Here is a 15,416-nt window from a genome sequence, read left to right on the forward strand (position 1 = left end):
GATGCCGGCACGCCGCTCATCTCCGACCCCGGCTACCGGCTGGTTGGTGAGGCGCTGGATCGCGGCATTCGTGTCGTGCCGATCCCCGGACCGTCGGCGCCACTTGCCGCGTTGACGGCATCCGGCCTGCCCTCGGACGCGTTTCTGTTTGCCGGCTTCCTGCCGGTGAAGACCGGGCAGCGGCTGACGCGGCTGGAAGCGCTGAAGGCGGTGCCGGCAACGTTGATCTTCTTCGAATCGCCGCGCCGGCTGGCCGAGACGCTCAGTGCCATGGTCGAGGTGCTGGGCGGTGCCCGCAAGGCGGCGATCGGCCGCGAGCTGACCAAGACCTTCGAGGAGATGCGGACCGACACCCTGCAATCGCTCGCCAGCCATTATGCGGGAGCCGATACGCCCAAGGGTGAAATCGTCATCTGCGTCGGCCCGGCCGATGCGGTCGCTGATGAGCCAGAAGACATCGACCGGCTGCTGCTTTCGCTCGCCGCCGAGATGCCGGCCTCCAAGGCAGCGGCGGAAGCCGCCAAGATGACGGGTGGCCAGAAGCAGGCGCTCTATCGTCGGCTCCTCGACCTCAAGAATGCCGGAAGAGACGGGACCGGCGAAGACGGCGATGGCTGAACGGCCGAGCGCCAGCCGACAAAAGGCCTACCGGCGCGGCCATCACGGCGAATGGCTGGCGGCGGCGGCGCTGATGCTGAAAGGCTACCGAATTCTGGCCCGCCGCCACCGCACCAGGTTCGGCGAGATCGACCTGATCGCGCGGCGCGGCGATCTGGTGCTGATCGTCGAGGTCAAGGCGCGCCGCACGCTGATAGAGGCAATGGAAGCAGTCGGCCGTGAATCGGAGCGCCGCATCGAAGGCGCCGCCGATTTCTGGCTGTCGCGCCAATCCGACTACGGAAAATTATCGGTGCGCTTCGACATGGTGGCGGTGCTGCCGTGGCGCTGGCCGGTGCATGTCGAGAACGTTTTCTACGGGCGGAACTAGGCTATTCCCGAAGTGGGGCCGTTTTGCTGCGCCTGCGGTTCAGATCATGGTTTGCCGATCTGTCAAGCATCCGCCCAGCGCTGACTGGAACAAAAGCGTTCCTGCGTTGTTCCCCAATCGTCCTGATGTTCGACGGGCTGGTTCAAATGCCGGCCAGGGCAATCCTCGTGGCAGCTATGCGAGGACAAAGGGATGGCGAGGCAAATGGATCCCGACGATCTCAACCCGGTACGGATCGTCACCGTGTTCGGCGGAACCGGCTTTCTCGGGCGCAGGATCGTGAAGCGGCTCCTGGAAAGAGGTTTCACGGTGCGCGCTGCATCTCGCCATCCAGCTCGCGTGGCCCTGGTCTTTTCCTCGATTACAAGGATGCCCGAGGCAGTCGAGGCGGATATATTGGATGCGTCCTCGATCGGGTCGGCCATTACCGGATCACAGGCGGTCGTGAATGCTGTCAGTCTTTACGTCGAGCACGGCGTCCAGACCTTTGAACGCGTGCATGTGAAAGCCGCGGCCGATCTCGCTGCCGCGTCGCGCGACCGCGCGATCGACCAGTTCGTGCTGATTTCAGGGATCGGCTCCGATCCTCAATCGGATTCGAATTACATAAGGGCGCGTGGGCGCGGAGAAGGTGCCGTGGAAAGCGCATTTCCCGGCGCTTTCATTGTGCGTCCCGCCGTCATGACAGGACCTGACGACGCTTTCCTCACGACCATTGTGAGGATGATACGCCTCCTGCCGGTCTATCCGCTGTTCGGCGATGGTGGCACACGGCTTCAGCCGGTCCATGTGGCAGACGTCGCCGAAGCAGTGAGCCGGCTGATCGACGGGCGAACCCACACGGGTTCATCCATATTCGAATTCGGTGGCCCGCGCATCTATACCTATAAGGAACTGCTTCGGGAGATCGCCCGACAGCTCGATACGCACGTCAAGCTGATGCCGGTGCCGTTTGCGGTATGGAACGCCTTGGCTGGCGTCGCGGAACTCCTCCCGGCTGCCCCCATAACGCGCAACCAGATCGATCTTATGCGTCAGGACAATGTGGCAGCAATCGACGCGCCTGGCCTGAAGGAACTCGACATCGAGCCGCGGGATATCGACGAGGTGATCCGTGCGATCGAACAGCGCCGTGGCGTAGGCTCGCGCTCGTCTCCGCCTTAGGACGGCCCCCTGATCCTGGCGGGAACCTATCGCCGCGCGACAGGTTGGTCGAGCTTGAAGCCGTGAAAGAAGGAAACGAACTATGGCCAGATGCGATCAATGCGGGAATGACTACGACAAGGCTTTCAAAGTGACGATGGCCGAGGAGACCTACACGTTCGACAGCTTCGAATGCGCGGTCCAGAAACTTGCTCCGATATGTCCGCATTGCGGATGCCGGATCATCGGACATGGCGTCGAACAGGATGACATCATCTACTGCTGCGCACATTGCGCCGCGGAGGAAGGTGCGAACGCGCTGACCGATCGCGCGCCTTGATGCACCTCCTTTGGCGTCTCCGGGTCGACCATTCCGAACGACTGCGCCGGCTCACCCCATATTGCCAGTGCTGTCAGCACGACGACGACCAGCCGAGGTCAAGACGCCGAGGTCAAGGCCGCCGCACGTTGATGGAGGCAATGGATGCAGTCGGCCACGAATCGGAGCGCCGTATCGAAGGTGCCGGCGATTTCTGGCTGTCGCACCAATCGGACTACGGAAAATTGTCGGTGCGCTTCGACAAAAGGCAGCGTGCGTCGTCTTGATCGCGCCAGAGCTGTCATGTTCTTGCACGTTCAAGAACCCGCGTTCGACGGCTCGTTTAGACGTCGTTCCGTGGCAAGTCGGCTCCCGCTTGGACGAGTCGCTCCACGACGGCGGCCGCCTCCTCTGGAATGGCCGGTATGGTGCCCGACTTCCGCGTCGATCCGAAATCGAGGCCGGCGAAAAAGAGACCTGGAACAACGCCGACGCCATCCTCGTGGACGGGCTGGCCGGCTGCATCGAGCGCGCCGGGAAGCCGAACCCATGAGAAATCGCCGGTGAAGCCGGTGCACCAGATCACTGATCTGATGCCGCTCGCCGTCCAGTCGAGGGAGCGGATCGGAGGATCGGGCAAGCGCGGTTCAATCGTCTCGGCTGGATCATCCTCGGCCAGTGGCGCTTCGAGGCCGGCGCGCTCGATGTACTCGTCAACCAGGCGCTTGGCATTCGCGGAGACCTCGTCGGCAAATCGCATATGGTCGTCGAGCTCGTCGCCGAAGACGAGGTTGCCGTTCTCCACACCCCTGAAGCGGCCGAGCAGCACCACGCCCTGTGCACTCAGCGATTGCAGGCTGATCGTATGGGTCGCGCCGACCAGCGCGCGGGCCTGCAGCTTGCCGGAGGGGAGGACGAGTTCCTTGCGCGGAACGTCGAGAAAACCGGACAGCGTCAGCCATTTAAGTATGTTGCCCCCGCGGTAGCGCCGCACCCAACGGCCGTTGCGGCTGGTCGCCAAAAAGACCGCACGTCCGGCCGGCGCCAGATCCTCGGCGATCTGGCCGCCCGACTGACCGCTGCCGACCACCAGCACCGCGCCACTCTCTAACTCGGCCGGGTTGCGATAAGCCGAGGAATCGACTTGGCGAATTGCGGTTGGCAAATCCGCCGACCCTGCTGGCCGGACCTGCCGATTCTGGTCGCCGGTGGCGATCACCACATTGCGCGCCAGAAATGCCCCGTCCGTCGTGGTGATGCGAAAGATCCCGTCGTCTCTCGTCAGCTCTTGCACCGGAGTTTGGGTGCTTACCGGCAGGCGGTGCCGCTCGGCATAGCCTTCGAGATACGCGACAAATTCGTGGTGGGTTATCGCGCCCCACGGCTCGGGCCCCTCGTAGGAATCACCGGGTAAGATGGAGCGAATGGTCGGCGAATTCAGTCGAAACGAGTTCCACCGCTGCGTTCGCCACGTTTCGCCGATCCGGCCTCGATCGAGTACACGGTGGTCGCGGCCCTGCCGTTTCAAGAAGTAGCTGACGCCGAGTCCCGCCGGACCGGCGCCAATAACGAGGGCGTCAAGAACTTCGCTCACGCATTCCCCCTGCCAACCATACGTCCACAAGATCGTATGGCTCGACTTCGGGCAAGAATAGAGTTCCGGCTGGGATTGCGCTATCCGCGCCGGCTCATCCCCAGATGGCCAGCCCCGCCAGGCCGACGATGCCGACGACCAGCCGCCACCAGCCGAACAGCGCGTAGCCATGGCGCGAGACGTAGTCGAGCAGGAAGCGCACGACGATTAGCGCGGTGACGAAGGCGGCGACGAAACCGACGGCGATGATGGGCAGGTCGGCGCTGCTCAGCACATTGCGGTTCTTGAACAGGTCGAAGGCGAAGGCGCCGACCATCGTCGGGATGGCAAGGAAGAAGGAGAATTCCGCCGCCGCCCGTTTGTCGACCCCGAGCAGCAGCGCGCCGACGATGGTCGAACCCGAGCGCGACGTGCCGGGGATCAGCGACAGGCACTGAAACAGCCCGATCTGCAGATAAAGCCTGGTCGGAAACCGCTCGACATCGTGGTAATAGGGCTTCGGCTTCATGCGATCGACCAGCAGCAGGATGACACCGCCGATGATCAGCATGATGCAGATCAGCCGCGGCGATTCGAACAGCACCGTCTTGATGAAATCGTGCGCCAGCGCGCCGATAATGGCCGCCGGCAGGAATGCGATGAGGATGCCAAGGACGAAATGCCGCGTCAGCCGATCGTAGGGCAGCTCGAGCAGCATCTTCCAGAGACGGCGGAAATAGACGCTGAGAATCGCCAATATGGCGCCGAGCTGGATCAGGATCTCGAAGGCCTTGCCGGTCGAATGAAAGCCGAGGAAATGGCCGGCAAGCAGGATATGACCGGTTGAAGACACCGGAATAAACTCGGTCAGGCCCTCGAGCATGCCGAGCAGCAGCGCTTCGACGACGGTCTGGCTTTCCATGGCAACCTCGGCGTTGGAGTGAGGGCGTGAGAAAAGGGCTTGCTTGTCACGGCGCGGAACTCCCCCTATAGGTCGCAGCACCCTGACAGCCCCTGAATCGGGCGGCCAAGACTTACCGGCGCAGCCGGCGATTTGCCAGTGCGCTCTATTATCGCGGGACCATGCTGACGCTTTTCCACCATCCGATGTTCGCCAGCTGCCGCTTCGTCCGCCTCGCCTTTGGCGAGTATGGCGAGGAACTGGCGCTGATCGAAGAGAAGCCGTGGACGCGGCGCAAGGAGTTCCTGGCGCTGAACCCGGCCGGCACGCTGCCGATCCTGCTCGCCGAAGGCGACGTGCCGATCGTCGGCGCAGTGGTCATTGCCGAATATCTCGACGAGACGCGCGGGGTACTCAAGCGCGACAAGCGGCTGTTCGCCGAGGATCCGATGGAGCGCGCCGAAATCCGACGGCTGACCGATTGGTACCTCAACAAGGCGGAAAGCGAGGTTACCCGGCACCTAGTGCGCGAGCGCGTCCTGAAGCCGGTCATGCCGGAAACGGCAGGCGGCGGCTCGCCCGATTCGGCGGCGATCCGCGCCGCCCGCGCCAATATCCGCCAGCACATGAAATACACCAACTGGCTGGCCGGCACCCGTCATTGGCTGGCCGGCAACAAGGTCACCTATGCCGATCTCGCGGCGGCGGCGGCACTGTCGGTGCTCGACTATCTCGGCGAGATCGACTGGCGCGAACACAGCGCCGCGCGCGAATGGTATACAAGGGTGAAATCACGGCCTTCGTTCCGGCCGCTTCTGTCCGACCGGGTGCGCGGCCTGTCGCCGGTGTCACATTATGCGGACCTCGATTTCTGATACGGCAAAGCTGCGCGCGCTGATCGACCGCGAGGCGCGGAATGCCGGCTTCGACGCCGTTGCCGTCACCACGCCCGATGCGATTCCGCAGGCGCCGGAACGGCTGGCCGAATTCGTTGCCGACGGCTTTCACGGCTCGATGGGCTGGATTGCCGAAACGCTCGAGCGGCGAGGCAAACCGACGACGCTTTGGCCAGAGGTCCGCTCGATCATCGTGCTGGCGATGAATTACGGCCCCGACCACGACCCACGCGACATCCTGGCAAAGCGCGACCGCGGCGCGATCTCGGCCTATGCGCAGAACCGCGACTATCATGACGTGATGAAAGGCCGGCTGAAGGAGATCGCCGGCAAGATCGTGGCGCGCGCCGGCGGGGACGTGAAAGTGTTTGTCGACACCGCGCCGGTGATGGAAAAGCCGCTGGCCGAGGCGGCCGGCCTCGGCTGGCAAGGCAAGCACACCAACCTGGTCAGCCGCGCGCATGGCTCCTGGCTGTTCCTCGGCACCATCTTCACGACGGCCGAGCTGGTGCCGGACGCGCCTGAGAACGATCATTGCGGCTCCTGCCGGGCCTGCCTCGACGCCTGCCCGACGGACGCCTTTCCGGCGCCTTACCGGCTCGATGCGCGGCGCTGCATTTCATACCTCACCATCGAGAACAAAGGACCGATCCCGCATGAGTTCCGGGAAAAGATCGGCAATCGCATCTATGGCTGCGACGACTGCCTGGCCGCCTGCCCGTGGAACAAGTTCGCCCAAGCCGCTTCGGAGGCAAAGCTTGCCGCCCGCGCGGACTTGCGCGAACCGCCGCTCGCCGAGCTGCTGCGTCTCGACGACACTGCCTTCCGCACGCTTTTTTCGGGCTCGCCGATCAAGCGCATCGGCCGCGACCGTTTTATCCGAAACGTGCTGATAGCGGCCGGCAATTCCCAGGACTTGTCGCTGGCCGGCGCCGTTCGCGCGCTGCTCGACGACGCCTCGCCCCTGGTTCGCGGAGCTGCGGTATGGGCGCTGTCGCGGCTGGTGCCGGGTCGGGAGTTCGCCGAACGTGCCGCAGCCGCTTTGCAAGCAGAACATGAAGAGGCGGTGAGAGGCGAATGGCTTCTGGCCCTGCCAAAGCCGATCGAGGCGCATACATGACAAAAAAGCAGATTTTCATCTTCGGCGCCGGTTATTCGGGCAGGGCCTTCGCCCGCGCCAACAGGGATGCCGACACAACGATCTTCGGTACAACACGGTCGCTGGAAAAATTCGCGGCGCTGCGGCAAGCCGGTATCGTGCCGCTGCGTTTCGATGGCACGCTGACCTCCGAAATCGGCGATGCCCTTGGGAAGACAACCCATCTCGTCGTCTCGGTCGCGCCGGACAAGGCCGGCGACCCGATGCTGGGCGCGGCACGCGAGGAGATCGCGGCCAACATGCCGGAGCTCGAATGGATCGCCTATCTCTCCACCGTCGGCGTCTATGGCGACCGTGGCGGCAATTGGGTGGACGAGGCCGCCGAATGCCGGCCGTTGTCGAAGCGGTCGGTGATGCGTGTTGCAGCCGAGCAGGATTGGCTACAATTGGGCCATGACATCCACCGGCCGGTGGCGATCCTGCGGCTTTCCGGCATTTACGGGCCGGGCCGCAACGCCCTGGTCAACCTGGAAAACGGCACTGCGCGGCGGCTGGTCAAGCCGGGCCAGGTGTTCAACCGCATCCATTGCGACGATATTGCCGGTGCGCTCTGGCATCTCGCCGAGGGCAATCGCGGCGGCATCTTCAACGTCACCGACGACCTGCCGGCGCCGCCGCAGGACGTCGTCGCCTATGCCGCCCAATTGATGGGCATCGAGCCGCCGCCCGAAATTCCGTTCGAGACCGCCCAACTTTCGCCCATGGCGCGGTCTTTCTACAGCGAGAACAAGCGTGTCGCCAATGCGGCAATCAAGGCGGCCGGTTATGGCTTTCGCTTTCCCGACTATCGCTCGGCGCTCGATGCCATGTGGGCGAGCGGCGACTGGCGCGACGGCGAGGCGCGCAGCCCGATGAAACGGTCATGATCGATACGTTGCGCGGGCTATGGTATGATGCGGTTCAAATCGCGGAGGGGTCCAGCTTGGGGAAGACGTTAGCGCGAGCCTTGCCGGGCAAAACGCTGCTGCTGACGGCAGTACTGGCCATCGCCGGCTTGGCGGCGCTTGCAACGCAGCCAGGGAGCGCCGAGCAACGGGCAAAGGACCTGTTCGGCGCCAAAAAGCTGCCGGCACTCGCAGCAGCGCAATCGATCGGCTTTTATTCCAAAGGCTGTTTTTCCGGCGGCGTCGCCCTACCCATGGACGGCCGGCACTGGGAGGTGATGCGACCGTCGCGCAATCGTCGCTGGGGCCATCCGGCAATGATCGCGCTGATCGAGAAACTGTCGCGCGATGCCGCTGCCGACGGCTGGCCTGGCTTGCTGATCGGCGACATCTCGCAACCGCGCGGCGGTCCGATGCTGACCGGCCATGCCTCGCACCAGATCGGCCTCGACGCCGACATCTGGCTGACGCCGATGCCCGACCGTAAGCTCTCGGCCGAAGAGCGCGAAAACATCAGCGCTACCTTGATGGTCGATGAAAAGACCCATTTGGTGAAGGACGGGCTGTGGACGCCGATGCACACGCGGTTGTTGAAGCGCGCCGCGAGCTATCCCGAAGTCGAGCGCATCTTGGTCAATCCCGGGATCAAGAAGAAGCTCTGCGACACGGTCAAAGGCGACCGTAGCTGGTTGCGCAAGGTCAGGCCGTTCTGGGGCCACGACTACCACTTCCACATTCGCATCGGCTGCCAGGCTGGATCACCCGACTGCAAGGCACAGGAAGCGACGGCGCCAGGCGATGGCTGCGACCAGGCGCTGGCCTGGTGGTTCACCGAGGAGCCGTGGCGCCCCAACAAGAACCCGGACAAGCCGAAGGCACGCGACCTGATGACCATGGCGAACCTGCCCAGGCAATGCCAGTTCGTGCTCGACGCGCCAGCTCCGCCGTCGGCGGAAGCAGTCACCTACTATGGCGACGGCGTGCCGATCGCGGCCGTACCTGCTCCCGCGGCAGAGTCTTCGCCGCCGCCGACGGTCGCAGCCGGCGCGGCAGCGCTTCCGGCCTCGGCGAACGCCTTTGTGGCGACGCCCGAGATCGGCATTCCGCTGCCGCGGCCACGACCGGGGCACTGATGCGGGCAGCGTGTTCGCCGTCTGCATCCGTGCATCTCCACTTCGAAAACCGATTTCCCTTTTTGCGGTCATGCGCTAGTCAACGAGAGAACGGCGATACGCGTCGGGAACGGACGAGAGCATGCCAGGCGTAAGCGACGACGACACTCTGTTGCGATTTCCGATCCTGATCGGCGATATAGGCGGCACCAATGCGCGCTTCTCGATCGTACTAGACGCGAATTCCGAGGCCGGCGAGCCGACCATCGTCCAGACCGCCAACTTCAATACGATTGACGAGGCGATCCAGTCGGCCGTGCTCGACCGCTCGTCGGTCCGGCCGAATTCAGCTGTGCTGGCGGTAGCCGGTCCTGTCGAAAGCGACGAGATCCCGCTTACAAATTGCCCATGGATCGTCAAGCCGAGACAGATGTTCGCCAGTCTCGGTCTCAGCGACGTCGTGGTGCTCAACGACTTCGAGGCACAGGCGCTGGCTGTCGTCGCGCTCGGCGAAGAGCATATGGAGAAGATCGGCGGCGACGAGCCGGAACCGAATTCCGGGCGGGTGGTGCTCGGCCCGGGAACCGGGCTCGGTGTCGCCGGGCTGGTTTATGCGCTGCATCACTGGATACCGGTACCCGGTGAGGGCGGCCATATGGATATCGGCCCGCGCTCGCCGCGCGATTTCCAGGTGTTTCCGCATATCGAGAAGCTCGAGGGCCGCATCTCCGGCGAACAGATCCTGTCCGGACGCGGCCTGGTCAATGCCTACCGGGCGGTGGCCAAGGCGGACGGCAAGCCGTCGCCCTTTACAACGCCTGCCGAGGTCACCGCCGCGGCGCTGGCAAAGAACGATCCGGTGGCCGAAGAGGCGCTGTCGATCTTCGTCACTTGCCTGGGGCGCACCGCCGGCGATCTCGCTCTGGTGTTCATGAGCCGCGGCGGCGTGTTTCTCACCGGCGGCATCGCGCAAAAAATCCTGCCGGCGCTGCGCACCGGCAATTTCCGCGCCGCCTTCGAGGACAAGGCGCCGCACAGCGCCCTGATGCGCGGCATGCCGGTCTACGTCATCACCCATCCGCTTGCGGCGCTTTTAGGGCTGGCCGCCTATGCCAGAAATCCGTCGCTGTTCGGCGTGCAGACGGCGGGGCGGCGCTGGCGGGTTTAGGACACAAGCTGCGCCGCGACGAAGTTTCGCCGTCCCCGGCCATAGGCAAGCCGCCATCGGGGCGTTAAGAGGTTGCCGAATTGCAGTCCGGCCGAACCGAAACCACAAAGCGCTCCAACGTGACAATTCCAGCACCAACCAAAGGGAAAGTCCGTCCCAGCGAGATCGTGGCGGTGATCCGCCGCATCATCGCCGAGAACAGCCGCGATTATCGCTGGTACTATGCTCTTGCCGTGCTGTGCCTGGTGACGATCGCGGCGACGACCGCCTTCACAGCCTGGATCATGAAGGATGTCATCGATCAGATCTTCTACCAACGGCGCGGCGATCTTATCGCGCTGATCAGCGTGTCGATCCTGGCCGCCTTTATGCTGCGCGGCCTGGCCAGCTACGGCCAGGCAGTGACGCTGGCCAAAATCGGCAACAATCTGGTGGCGCGCTATCAACGCCGCATCTTCGACCATCTGATGAAGCTCGGCGTCGGCTTCTTCAATGACACCCGCTCGGGCCGGCTCGCCGCGCAGATCAACGAGAACGTCAACGGCATCCGCGATCTCCTGTCGATGACGCTGACATCGCTGGCGCGCGATGCGGTATCGCTTGTCGCGCTAGTCGGCGTCATGATCTGGCAGGACCCGATGCTCTCGGCGATGTCGCTGCTGATCGGCCCGCCCTTGATCTACAGTGTCACCTATCTGATGCGCCGGGTGCGTCGCATCACCCGTGAATCGGTGCAGATCAACTCGCGGCTGATCGGCGCCATGCAGGAAGCGACGCAAGGCATCGCCATCGTCAAGGCCTTCACCCTGGAAGACGAGCTGTCGCGCCGCATCGGCGGCCTCGTCGCGGGCGCCGAGCAGCGGGCAAACAAGATCGCCCGCGTCTCGGAACGGCTGACGCCTATCTCCGAAATGCTGGCCGGCTTCGCCGTCGCCGGCGTCATCGCCTATTCCGGCTACCGGGCGACCGTCGGCGGCCAGCCGCCGGGCGCGGTGTTTGCCTTCATCACCGCCCTGCTGCTTGCCTATGATCCGGCCAGGCGGCTGGCGCGTATGCAGGTTGGCATGGAAAAGTCGCTGGTCAATGCGCGCATGATCTACGAGCTTCTCGACCTCGAGCCGCAGCAAGGTGACGTGCCGGCAGCCGCCGAGGCGAAATTCACCTCTGGCGAAGTGCGCTTCAACAACGTGTCCTTCCGCTATGTCGAAGAGGCGCCGGTCCTGCAGGATCTGACCTTTGTCGCCGCCGCCGGCAAGGTGACCGCCATCGTCGGAGCCTCGGGCGCCGGCAAGACGACGCTGGTTGCGCTGCTGCAGCGCTTCTACGATGTCGAGTCGGGCAGGATCGAAATCGACGGCCAGGACATTTCAAAGGTCACCAAGCATTCGCTGCGCGGCTCGATCGCCTATGTATCGCAGCAGCCCTATCTGTTAGAAGGCACCATCCGCGACAACATCCGCTACGGCAGGCTGAGCGCCACCGACGCAGAGATTGAACGCGCCGCCCAACAGGCCGCGGCACACGATTTCATTCGCCAGCAGCCGCAAGGCTACGACACGCCGGTCGGCGAGAATGGCGTGACGCTGTCGGGCGGCCAGCGCCAGCGCGTATCGATTGCACGCGCCATCGTTCGGCAGGCGCCGATCCTGCTGCTCGACGAAGCGACCTCGGCGCTCGACAACGAGGCCGAGGCCCGCGTCCAGGAAGCGCTGACCCATGTCATGGAAGGGCGCACCACCATTGTCATCGCGCACCGGCTGTCGACGGTGGTCAATGCCGACCATATCATCGTGCTGGAGCAGGGCCGGCTGGTCGAACAGGGCACGCATGCCTCGCTGATGGCCGACCCGCACAGCGTCTATGCGCGGTTCCATCGGGTGCAAGGCAGGAAAGGGCTGGGGCTTGTCGATGACGCCAAGCCAATCCAGACTGCGGCGCAAAATGATCACGCGAAAAAGGCGGTCGGGAGACATTCATGAGCGACACGCCGACCGTGAGTGAAATGGGCCTGGTGGTGGTGGGCGCGGCTGGCCGCATGGGCCAGGCGCTGATCCGCGCCATCCACACGATACCGGGCGCGCGTGTCGCCGGCGCCATCGCGCCGGCCGGTTCGCCACATCTCGGCAAGGATGCCGGCGAGCTGGCCGGCGTCGGCAGGCTCGGCGTGGCGATCGGCGACGATCCGCTGCCGGCCTTCGCCAAGGCCGACGGCGTGCTCGATTTCACCACGCCGGCAGCGACCGTCGAATTCGCCGGCTATGCGGCGCAGGCGCGCATCGTCCATATCATCGGCACCACCGGCTGCTCGGCTGAAGACAATGCCAGGATCGCGGCGGCGGCGCGGCACGCGACGGTGGTCAAGTCAGGCAATATGAGCCTCGGCGTCAATCTGCTGGCGGTGCTGGTTGAGCAGGCGGCGCGCGCGCTCGATGCCGACGATTTCGACATCGAGATCCTGGAAATGCACCACCGGCACAAGGTCGATGCTCCGTCGGGCACGGCGCTGCTGCTCGGCGAGGCCGCCGCTGCCGGGCGCGGCGTAGCACTTGCCGGCAACGATGTTCGCGTGCGCGACGGCCATACCGGCGTGCGCAAGGCAGGCTCGATCGGTTTCGCCAGCTTGCGCGGCGGCTCGGTGGTCGGCGACCACAGTGTGGTGCTGGCCGGTACCGGCGAGCGCATCACGCTTGCCCATCATGCCGAGGACCGGGCGATCTTTGCCCGCGGCGCGGTCAAGGCAGCCCTGTGGGCGCGCCGCCGCAAGCCGGGCCTCTATTCGATGCGGGACGTGCTCGGCCTGACAAGCTGATCCACAGATTTGGCTGATCCACAAGATTTGGCTGATCCACAAGATTTGAAGGAGCAAATATGTCGAGAACTCTCGTGCTCGTGCGCCACGGCCAGAGCGAATGGAACCTGAAGAACCTATTTACCGGCTGGCGCGACGTCGACCTGACCGAACTGGGCCATGCCGAGGCCAAGTCGGCCGGCGCCAAGCTCAGGGCGCGCGGCATGAAGTTCGACATCGCCTTCACGTCGTCGCTGATCCGGGCGCAGAAGACCTGCCAGCATATTCTCGACGCCGTTGGCCAGAGCGACCTCGAGACCATTCGCGACCAGGCGCTGAACGAGCGCGACTATGGCGATCTCTCCGGCCTCAACAAGGATGATGCGCGCAAGAAATGGGGCGAGGAGCAGGTGCATGTCTGGCGCCGCTCCTATGACGTGCCGCCGCCCGGCGGTGAAAGCCTGAAGGACACCGGCGCGCGCGTCTGGCCCTATTACCTGCACGATCTGCAACCGCATGTGCTGCGCGGCGGCACCGTGCTGGTGGCGGCGCACGGCAATTCGCTGCGCGCGCTGATCATGGCGCTGGACGGCAAATCGGGCGAGGAGATCGTCAAGCTCGAGCTCGGCACCGGTGTGCCGATCATCTACACGCTCAACGCCGATTCCACGGTGGCGTCGAAGGAAGTGCTGGAGCATTGAGCCGGAGAAGGAACGCGGCTTTCAAAAAAGCGCGTTGACACTCATCCCTCGCCCGCTTAATGAGCGCGCACCAGCCCAGATGGCGGAATTGGTAGACGCGCACGGTTCAGGTCCGTGTTCCGCAAGGAGTGGAGGTTCGAGTCCTCTTCTGGGCACCAAATTCCCGTTTCGAACCGATTGATGCGGTTTCAGAGACCCAAGAAAAAGCCCGGTTTGCCGGGCTTTTTCTTGATCCAATGCTCTAAGCTGCCTACCGTCAGCCATGGTATCCACAAGATATCCAACAATTATCCGTCCGGGTTAGGCAGCGATCTGTCGTTGCGACAGCGCAGCAGCGGAAGGATTTGGCCCGAGATCACTCTGGTGATCTTCTGTTGCTTGGCGTTGGTTACGACGTTCATGCACGCACATCCGTAGCCGTGACCCGAACCAGGCACATTGGTCTCGACGAATTGCCGCTCGTCAAAGGCCGGCACATTGTCGATGCCCTTGGGATCCGGGCGTCCCTGCATCTGGATCCACCAATCCCCGTCACTGTCGGTCAGGACGAGGTTGCCGGGGGTCGGGCTGGAGTACCAGCCACAACGGCGCTCGGCATGGGCGGCTGCAGACAAGGACATGATAGCCAGGCAGACACAGATAGCGAACAGTGGGCGCATGAATATCTCCTCCCTGAAGTAGGTCAGGTCGTGCCGCCGATCCGTTGGCGCCGGGGACGCGCATGACTTTTGCGAGCCTTATGGCTTCAACTTCGTGTCCACATGTTCTTCGATCAATCCGCAATGAAGCGTCACGGGCGCCCTTTGGACGTTGCTGAGTGGACCGTCGATGAAATCGCAGCCGAGCAGATTGACCGAGCTGCTCTTGCGCGCCGACGCAACGTTGACGTTGACATCGGGAGGGCCGGCAAGCCAGTCGAGACGCTTTGCGTCGACCTTGGCGCCGCTGATGCGGGCGTGGCCGCCTGTGCCCGGTATCTCCACCTCTTCGTCGTGCGGTGTGAGATCGATCAGGCCGACTTCGTTGGCGTGCTTCGCGGCGCTCGGCTTGGGGTCGCCGTAATAGGAGGCGAAGACGACGATTCCCTCCTTTTCAGCCGCGAGCTTGGCGGCTGCTTTCTTGGACAGCGTGACGTTGACGTCGAAGCCCATGTCATCCTGGGCTGTTGCCGGCACGGCAGATGCCAGCAGCACAGATGCCGCAATCGCCATTGCGAGCGATGATCCGCAGCGTTTCACAATCCACCTCCTTCAAGTCCCCACGCAGTGATGATGCCCCTCGCATTGTTCATATCTGGCAGCGACGTCATGCTCGCCGCCGGCTTCATCATGATCAAATAAGTTGCAGCACGTGTCAGTTCGCGGCCGGAACGGGGCAACTCAGATCGCCTTCCTTGCAATTCAGGTAACCCTCGAAGGCTTTGACACGGGATTGCGTCAGGCCGTCCATGCATTGCGCGATGAGCATCGGTATTACGCTTCCTCCGGCCGATCCAGCAGTCTGAAAACTGCACTCCGCGTCGCGAAACTTGCCCCAATCCCGCTGTGCCTGAACAAGAAGCTTCTTGGTATCCGCATCGTCCTTCAGGCGGGCTTCGATCTGCTTGTAAAGCTCATTGAGCTTCTTGTCGGATTTCTGGAACTCGGCACCGAAGCACTGATTCATGGTGGCCTGATCCTTGGCATCGGCGCACTTGTCCTTGGCAAGGGCGAATGTCGGCGCAGCCAGAACCACGGCAGCAGTCAATATCGCTATTTTCATCGATTTCCCTTTCCGATTGCAGT

17 protein-coding genes and 1 tRNA gene are annotated in these 15,416 nt (G+C 63.6%); 13 read left to right on the forward strand and 5 right to left on the reverse strand.

From position 1 onward, the window contains the following. From rsmI to NKI39_RS29100, 4 genes are all read left to right on the forward strand, one after another. Positions 1–618, forward strand: a 618-nt coding sequence (gene rsmI, locus NKI39_RS29085; protein ID WP_352836164.1) for a 16S rRNA (cytidine(1402)-2'-O)-methyltransferase, incomplete at its 5' end; no start/stop codon positions are given. Next, on the forward strand, positions 611–988 hold the full coding sequence (locus tag NKI39_RS29090) for a YraN family protein (RefSeq protein WP_352822467.1): 378 nt from the start codon (positions 611–613) through the stop codon (positions 986–988). The genes rsmI and NKI39_RS29090, both read left to right, overlap by 8 nt. A gap of 192 nt (positions 989–1,180) precedes the next feature. Continuing rightward, positions 1,181–2,152, forward strand: a complete 972-nt coding sequence (locus NKI39_RS29095; protein WP_352539784.1) for a complex I NDUFA9 subunit family protein — start codon at positions 1,181–1,183, stop codon at positions 2,150–2,152. Positions 2,153–2,234: 82 nt separating this feature from the next. Then, positions 2,235–2,471 carry a metallothionein gene (locus NKI39_RS29100; RefSeq protein ID WP_352926009.1) on the forward strand — a complete coding sequence of 79 codons (237 nt, stop codon included), beginning with the start codon at positions 2,235–2,237 and terminating at the stop codon, positions 2,469–2,471. Positions 2,472–2,793: 322 nt separating this feature from the next. On the opposite strand, the gene NKI39_RS29105 is transcribed toward NKI39_RS29100, so the two are convergent. Beyond that, positions 2,794–4,074, reverse strand: a complete 1,281-nt coding sequence (locus NKI39_RS29105; protein WP_352836167.1) for a flavin-containing monooxygenase — start codon at positions 4,072–4,074, stop codon at positions 2,794–2,796. A 64-nt stretch (positions 4,075–4,138) separates the two neighbouring features. Further along, entirely contained in the window at positions 4,139–4,945 is an 807-nt protein-coding gene (locus tag NKI39_RS29110) for an undecaprenyl-diphosphate phosphatase (RefSeq protein ID WP_352473563.1), read from the reverse strand. 161 nt (positions 4,946–5,106) lie between these two features. Here NKI39_RS29110 and NKI39_RS29115 point away from each other — a divergent pair, with 161 nt between their 5' ends. The 9 genes from NKI39_RS29115 (at position 5,107) to NKI39_RS29155 (ending at position 13,790) form a co-directional block, all read left to right on the forward strand. Further along, positions 5,107–5,799 (forward strand): glutathione S-transferase family protein, encoded by a 693-nt coding sequence (locus NKI39_RS29115; RefSeq protein ID WP_023678968.1) that lies wholly within the window; start codon positions 5,107–5,109, stop codon positions 5,797–5,799. Continuing rightward, positions 5,780–6,940, forward strand: a complete 1,161-nt coding sequence (gene queG, locus NKI39_RS29120) for a tRNA epoxyqueuosine(34) reductase QueG (RefSeq protein WP_352836169.1) — start codon at positions 5,780–5,782, stop codon at positions 6,938–6,940. Before NKI39_RS29115 ends, queG begins: the two co-directional genes overlap by 20 nt. Then, a complete protein-coding gene (locus tag NKI39_RS29125) occupies positions 6,937–7,845 on the forward strand; it encodes an SDR family oxidoreductase (RefSeq protein WP_352822460.1) in 909 nt (302 codons plus the stop codon). Before queG ends, NKI39_RS29125 begins: the two co-directional genes overlap by 4 nt. A 56-nt stretch (positions 7,846–7,901) precedes the next feature. Beyond that, positions 7,902–8,996, forward strand: coding sequence for a penicillin-insensitive murein endopeptidase (mepA, locus tag NKI39_RS29130; protein WP_502895684.1), 1,095 nt, complete (start codon positions 7,902–7,904; stop codon positions 8,994–8,996). Between the two features lie 121 nt (positions 8,997–9,117). Beyond that, complete coding sequence (locus NKI39_RS29135; protein ID WP_352473558.1) at positions 9,118–10,143, forward strand: glucokinase; 1,026 nt, start codon at positions 9,118–9,120, stop codon at positions 10,141–10,143. Between the two features lie 119 nt (positions 10,144–10,262). Continuing rightward, on the forward strand, positions 10,263–12,122 hold the full coding sequence (locus NKI39_RS29140) for an ABC transporter ATP-binding protein (protein WP_352817863.1): 1,860 nt from the start codon (positions 10,263–10,265) through the stop codon (positions 12,120–12,122). Beyond that, complete coding sequence (gene dapB, locus NKI39_RS29145; protein WP_352817860.1) at positions 12,119–12,952, forward strand: 4-hydroxy-tetrahydrodipicolinate reductase; 834 nt, start codon at positions 12,119–12,121, stop codon at positions 12,950–12,952. The genes NKI39_RS29140 and dapB overlap by 4 nt, the downstream gene beginning before the upstream one ends. Before the next feature lie 59 nt (positions 12,953–13,011). Further along, positions 13,012–13,632, forward strand: a complete 621-nt coding sequence (locus NKI39_RS29150; RefSeq protein WP_352473555.1) for a 2,3-bisphosphoglycerate-dependent phosphoglycerate mutase — start codon at positions 13,012–13,014, stop codon at positions 13,630–13,632. A 73-nt stretch (positions 13,633–13,705) separates the two neighbouring features. Continuing rightward, positions 13,706–13,790 (forward strand) — tRNA-Leu (locus NKI39_RS29155). 129 nt (positions 13,791–13,919) lie between these two features. Here NKI39_RS29155 and NKI39_RS29160 read toward each other — a convergent pair. The 3 genes from NKI39_RS29160 to NKI39_RS29170 all read right to left on the reverse strand — a co-directional run bounded on the left by NKI39_RS29160 (position 13,920) and on the right by NKI39_RS29170 (position 15,393). After that, positions 13,920–14,291 (reverse strand): DUF4087 domain-containing protein, encoded by a 372-nt coding sequence (locus tag NKI39_RS29160; RefSeq protein ID WP_352473554.1) that lies wholly within the window; start codon positions 14,289–14,291, stop codon positions 13,920–13,922. A 78-nt stretch (positions 14,292–14,369) separates the two neighbouring features. After that, a complete protein-coding gene (locus tag NKI39_RS29165; RefSeq protein WP_352614725.1) occupies positions 14,370–14,870 on the reverse strand; it encodes a hypothetical protein in 501 nt (166 codons plus the stop codon). 115 nt (positions 14,871–14,985) lie between these two features. After that, a complete protein-coding gene (locus tag NKI39_RS29170; RefSeq protein WP_352473552.1) occupies positions 14,986–15,393 on the reverse strand; it encodes a lysozyme inhibitor LprI family protein in 408 nt (135 codons plus the stop codon). Positions 15,394–15,416: the final 23 nt, after the last annotated feature.

The sequence above is a fragment of the Mesorhizobium sp. M0664 genome, assembly GCF_040320565.1.
Classification (GTDB): domain Bacteria; phylum Pseudomonadota; class Alphaproteobacteria; order Rhizobiales; family Rhizobiaceae; genus Mesorhizobium.

Bases quoted from the DNA above. Each gene is read 5' to 3' on its own strand.
- NKI39_RS29150 (WP_352473555.1), top strand. From the start codon at position 13,012: ATGTCGAGAACTCTCGTGCTCGTGCGCCACGGCCAGAGCGAATGGAAC.
- queG (WP_352836169.1), top strand. From the start codon at position 5,780: ATGCGGACCTCGATTTCTGATACGGCAAAGCTGCGCGCGCTGATCGAC.
- NKI39_RS29100 (WP_352926009.1), top strand. From the start codon at position 2,235: ATGGCCAGATGCGATCAATGCGGGAATGACTACGACAAGGCTTTCAAA.
- NKI39_RS29110 (WP_352473563.1), bottom strand. From the start codon at position 4,945: ATGGAAAGCCAGACCGTCGTCGAAGCGCTGCTGCTCGGCATGCTCGAG.
- NKI39_RS29160 (WP_352473554.1), bottom strand. From the start codon at position 14,291: ATGCGCCCACTGTTCGCTATCTGTGTCTGCCTGGCTATCATGTCCTTG.
- dapB (WP_352817860.1), top strand. From the start codon at position 12,119: ATGAGCGACACGCCGACCGTGAGTGAAATGGGCCTGGTGGTGGTGGGC.
- NKI39_RS29125 (WP_352822460.1), top strand. From the start codon at position 6,937: ATGACAAAAAAGCAGATTTTCATCTTCGGCGCCGGTTATTCGGGCAGG.
- NKI39_RS29115 (WP_023678968.1), top strand. From the start codon at position 5,107: ATGCTGACGCTTTTCCACCATCCGATGTTCGCCAGCTGCCGCTTCGTC.
- NKI39_RS29095 (WP_352539784.1), top strand. From the start codon at position 1,181: ATGGCGAGGCAAATGGATCCCGACGATCTCAACCCGGTACGGATCGTC.
- NKI39_RS29135 (WP_352473558.1), top strand. From the start codon at position 9,118: ATGCCAGGCGTAAGCGACGACGACACTCTGTTGCGATTTCCGATCCTG.
- NKI39_RS29090 (WP_352822467.1), top strand. From the start codon at position 611: ATGGCTGAACGGCCGAGCGCCAGCCGACAAAAGGCCTACCGGCGCGGC.
- NKI39_RS29170 (WP_352473552.1), bottom strand. From the start codon at position 15,393: ATGAAAATAGCGATATTGACTGCTGCCGTGGTTCTGGCTGCGCCGACA.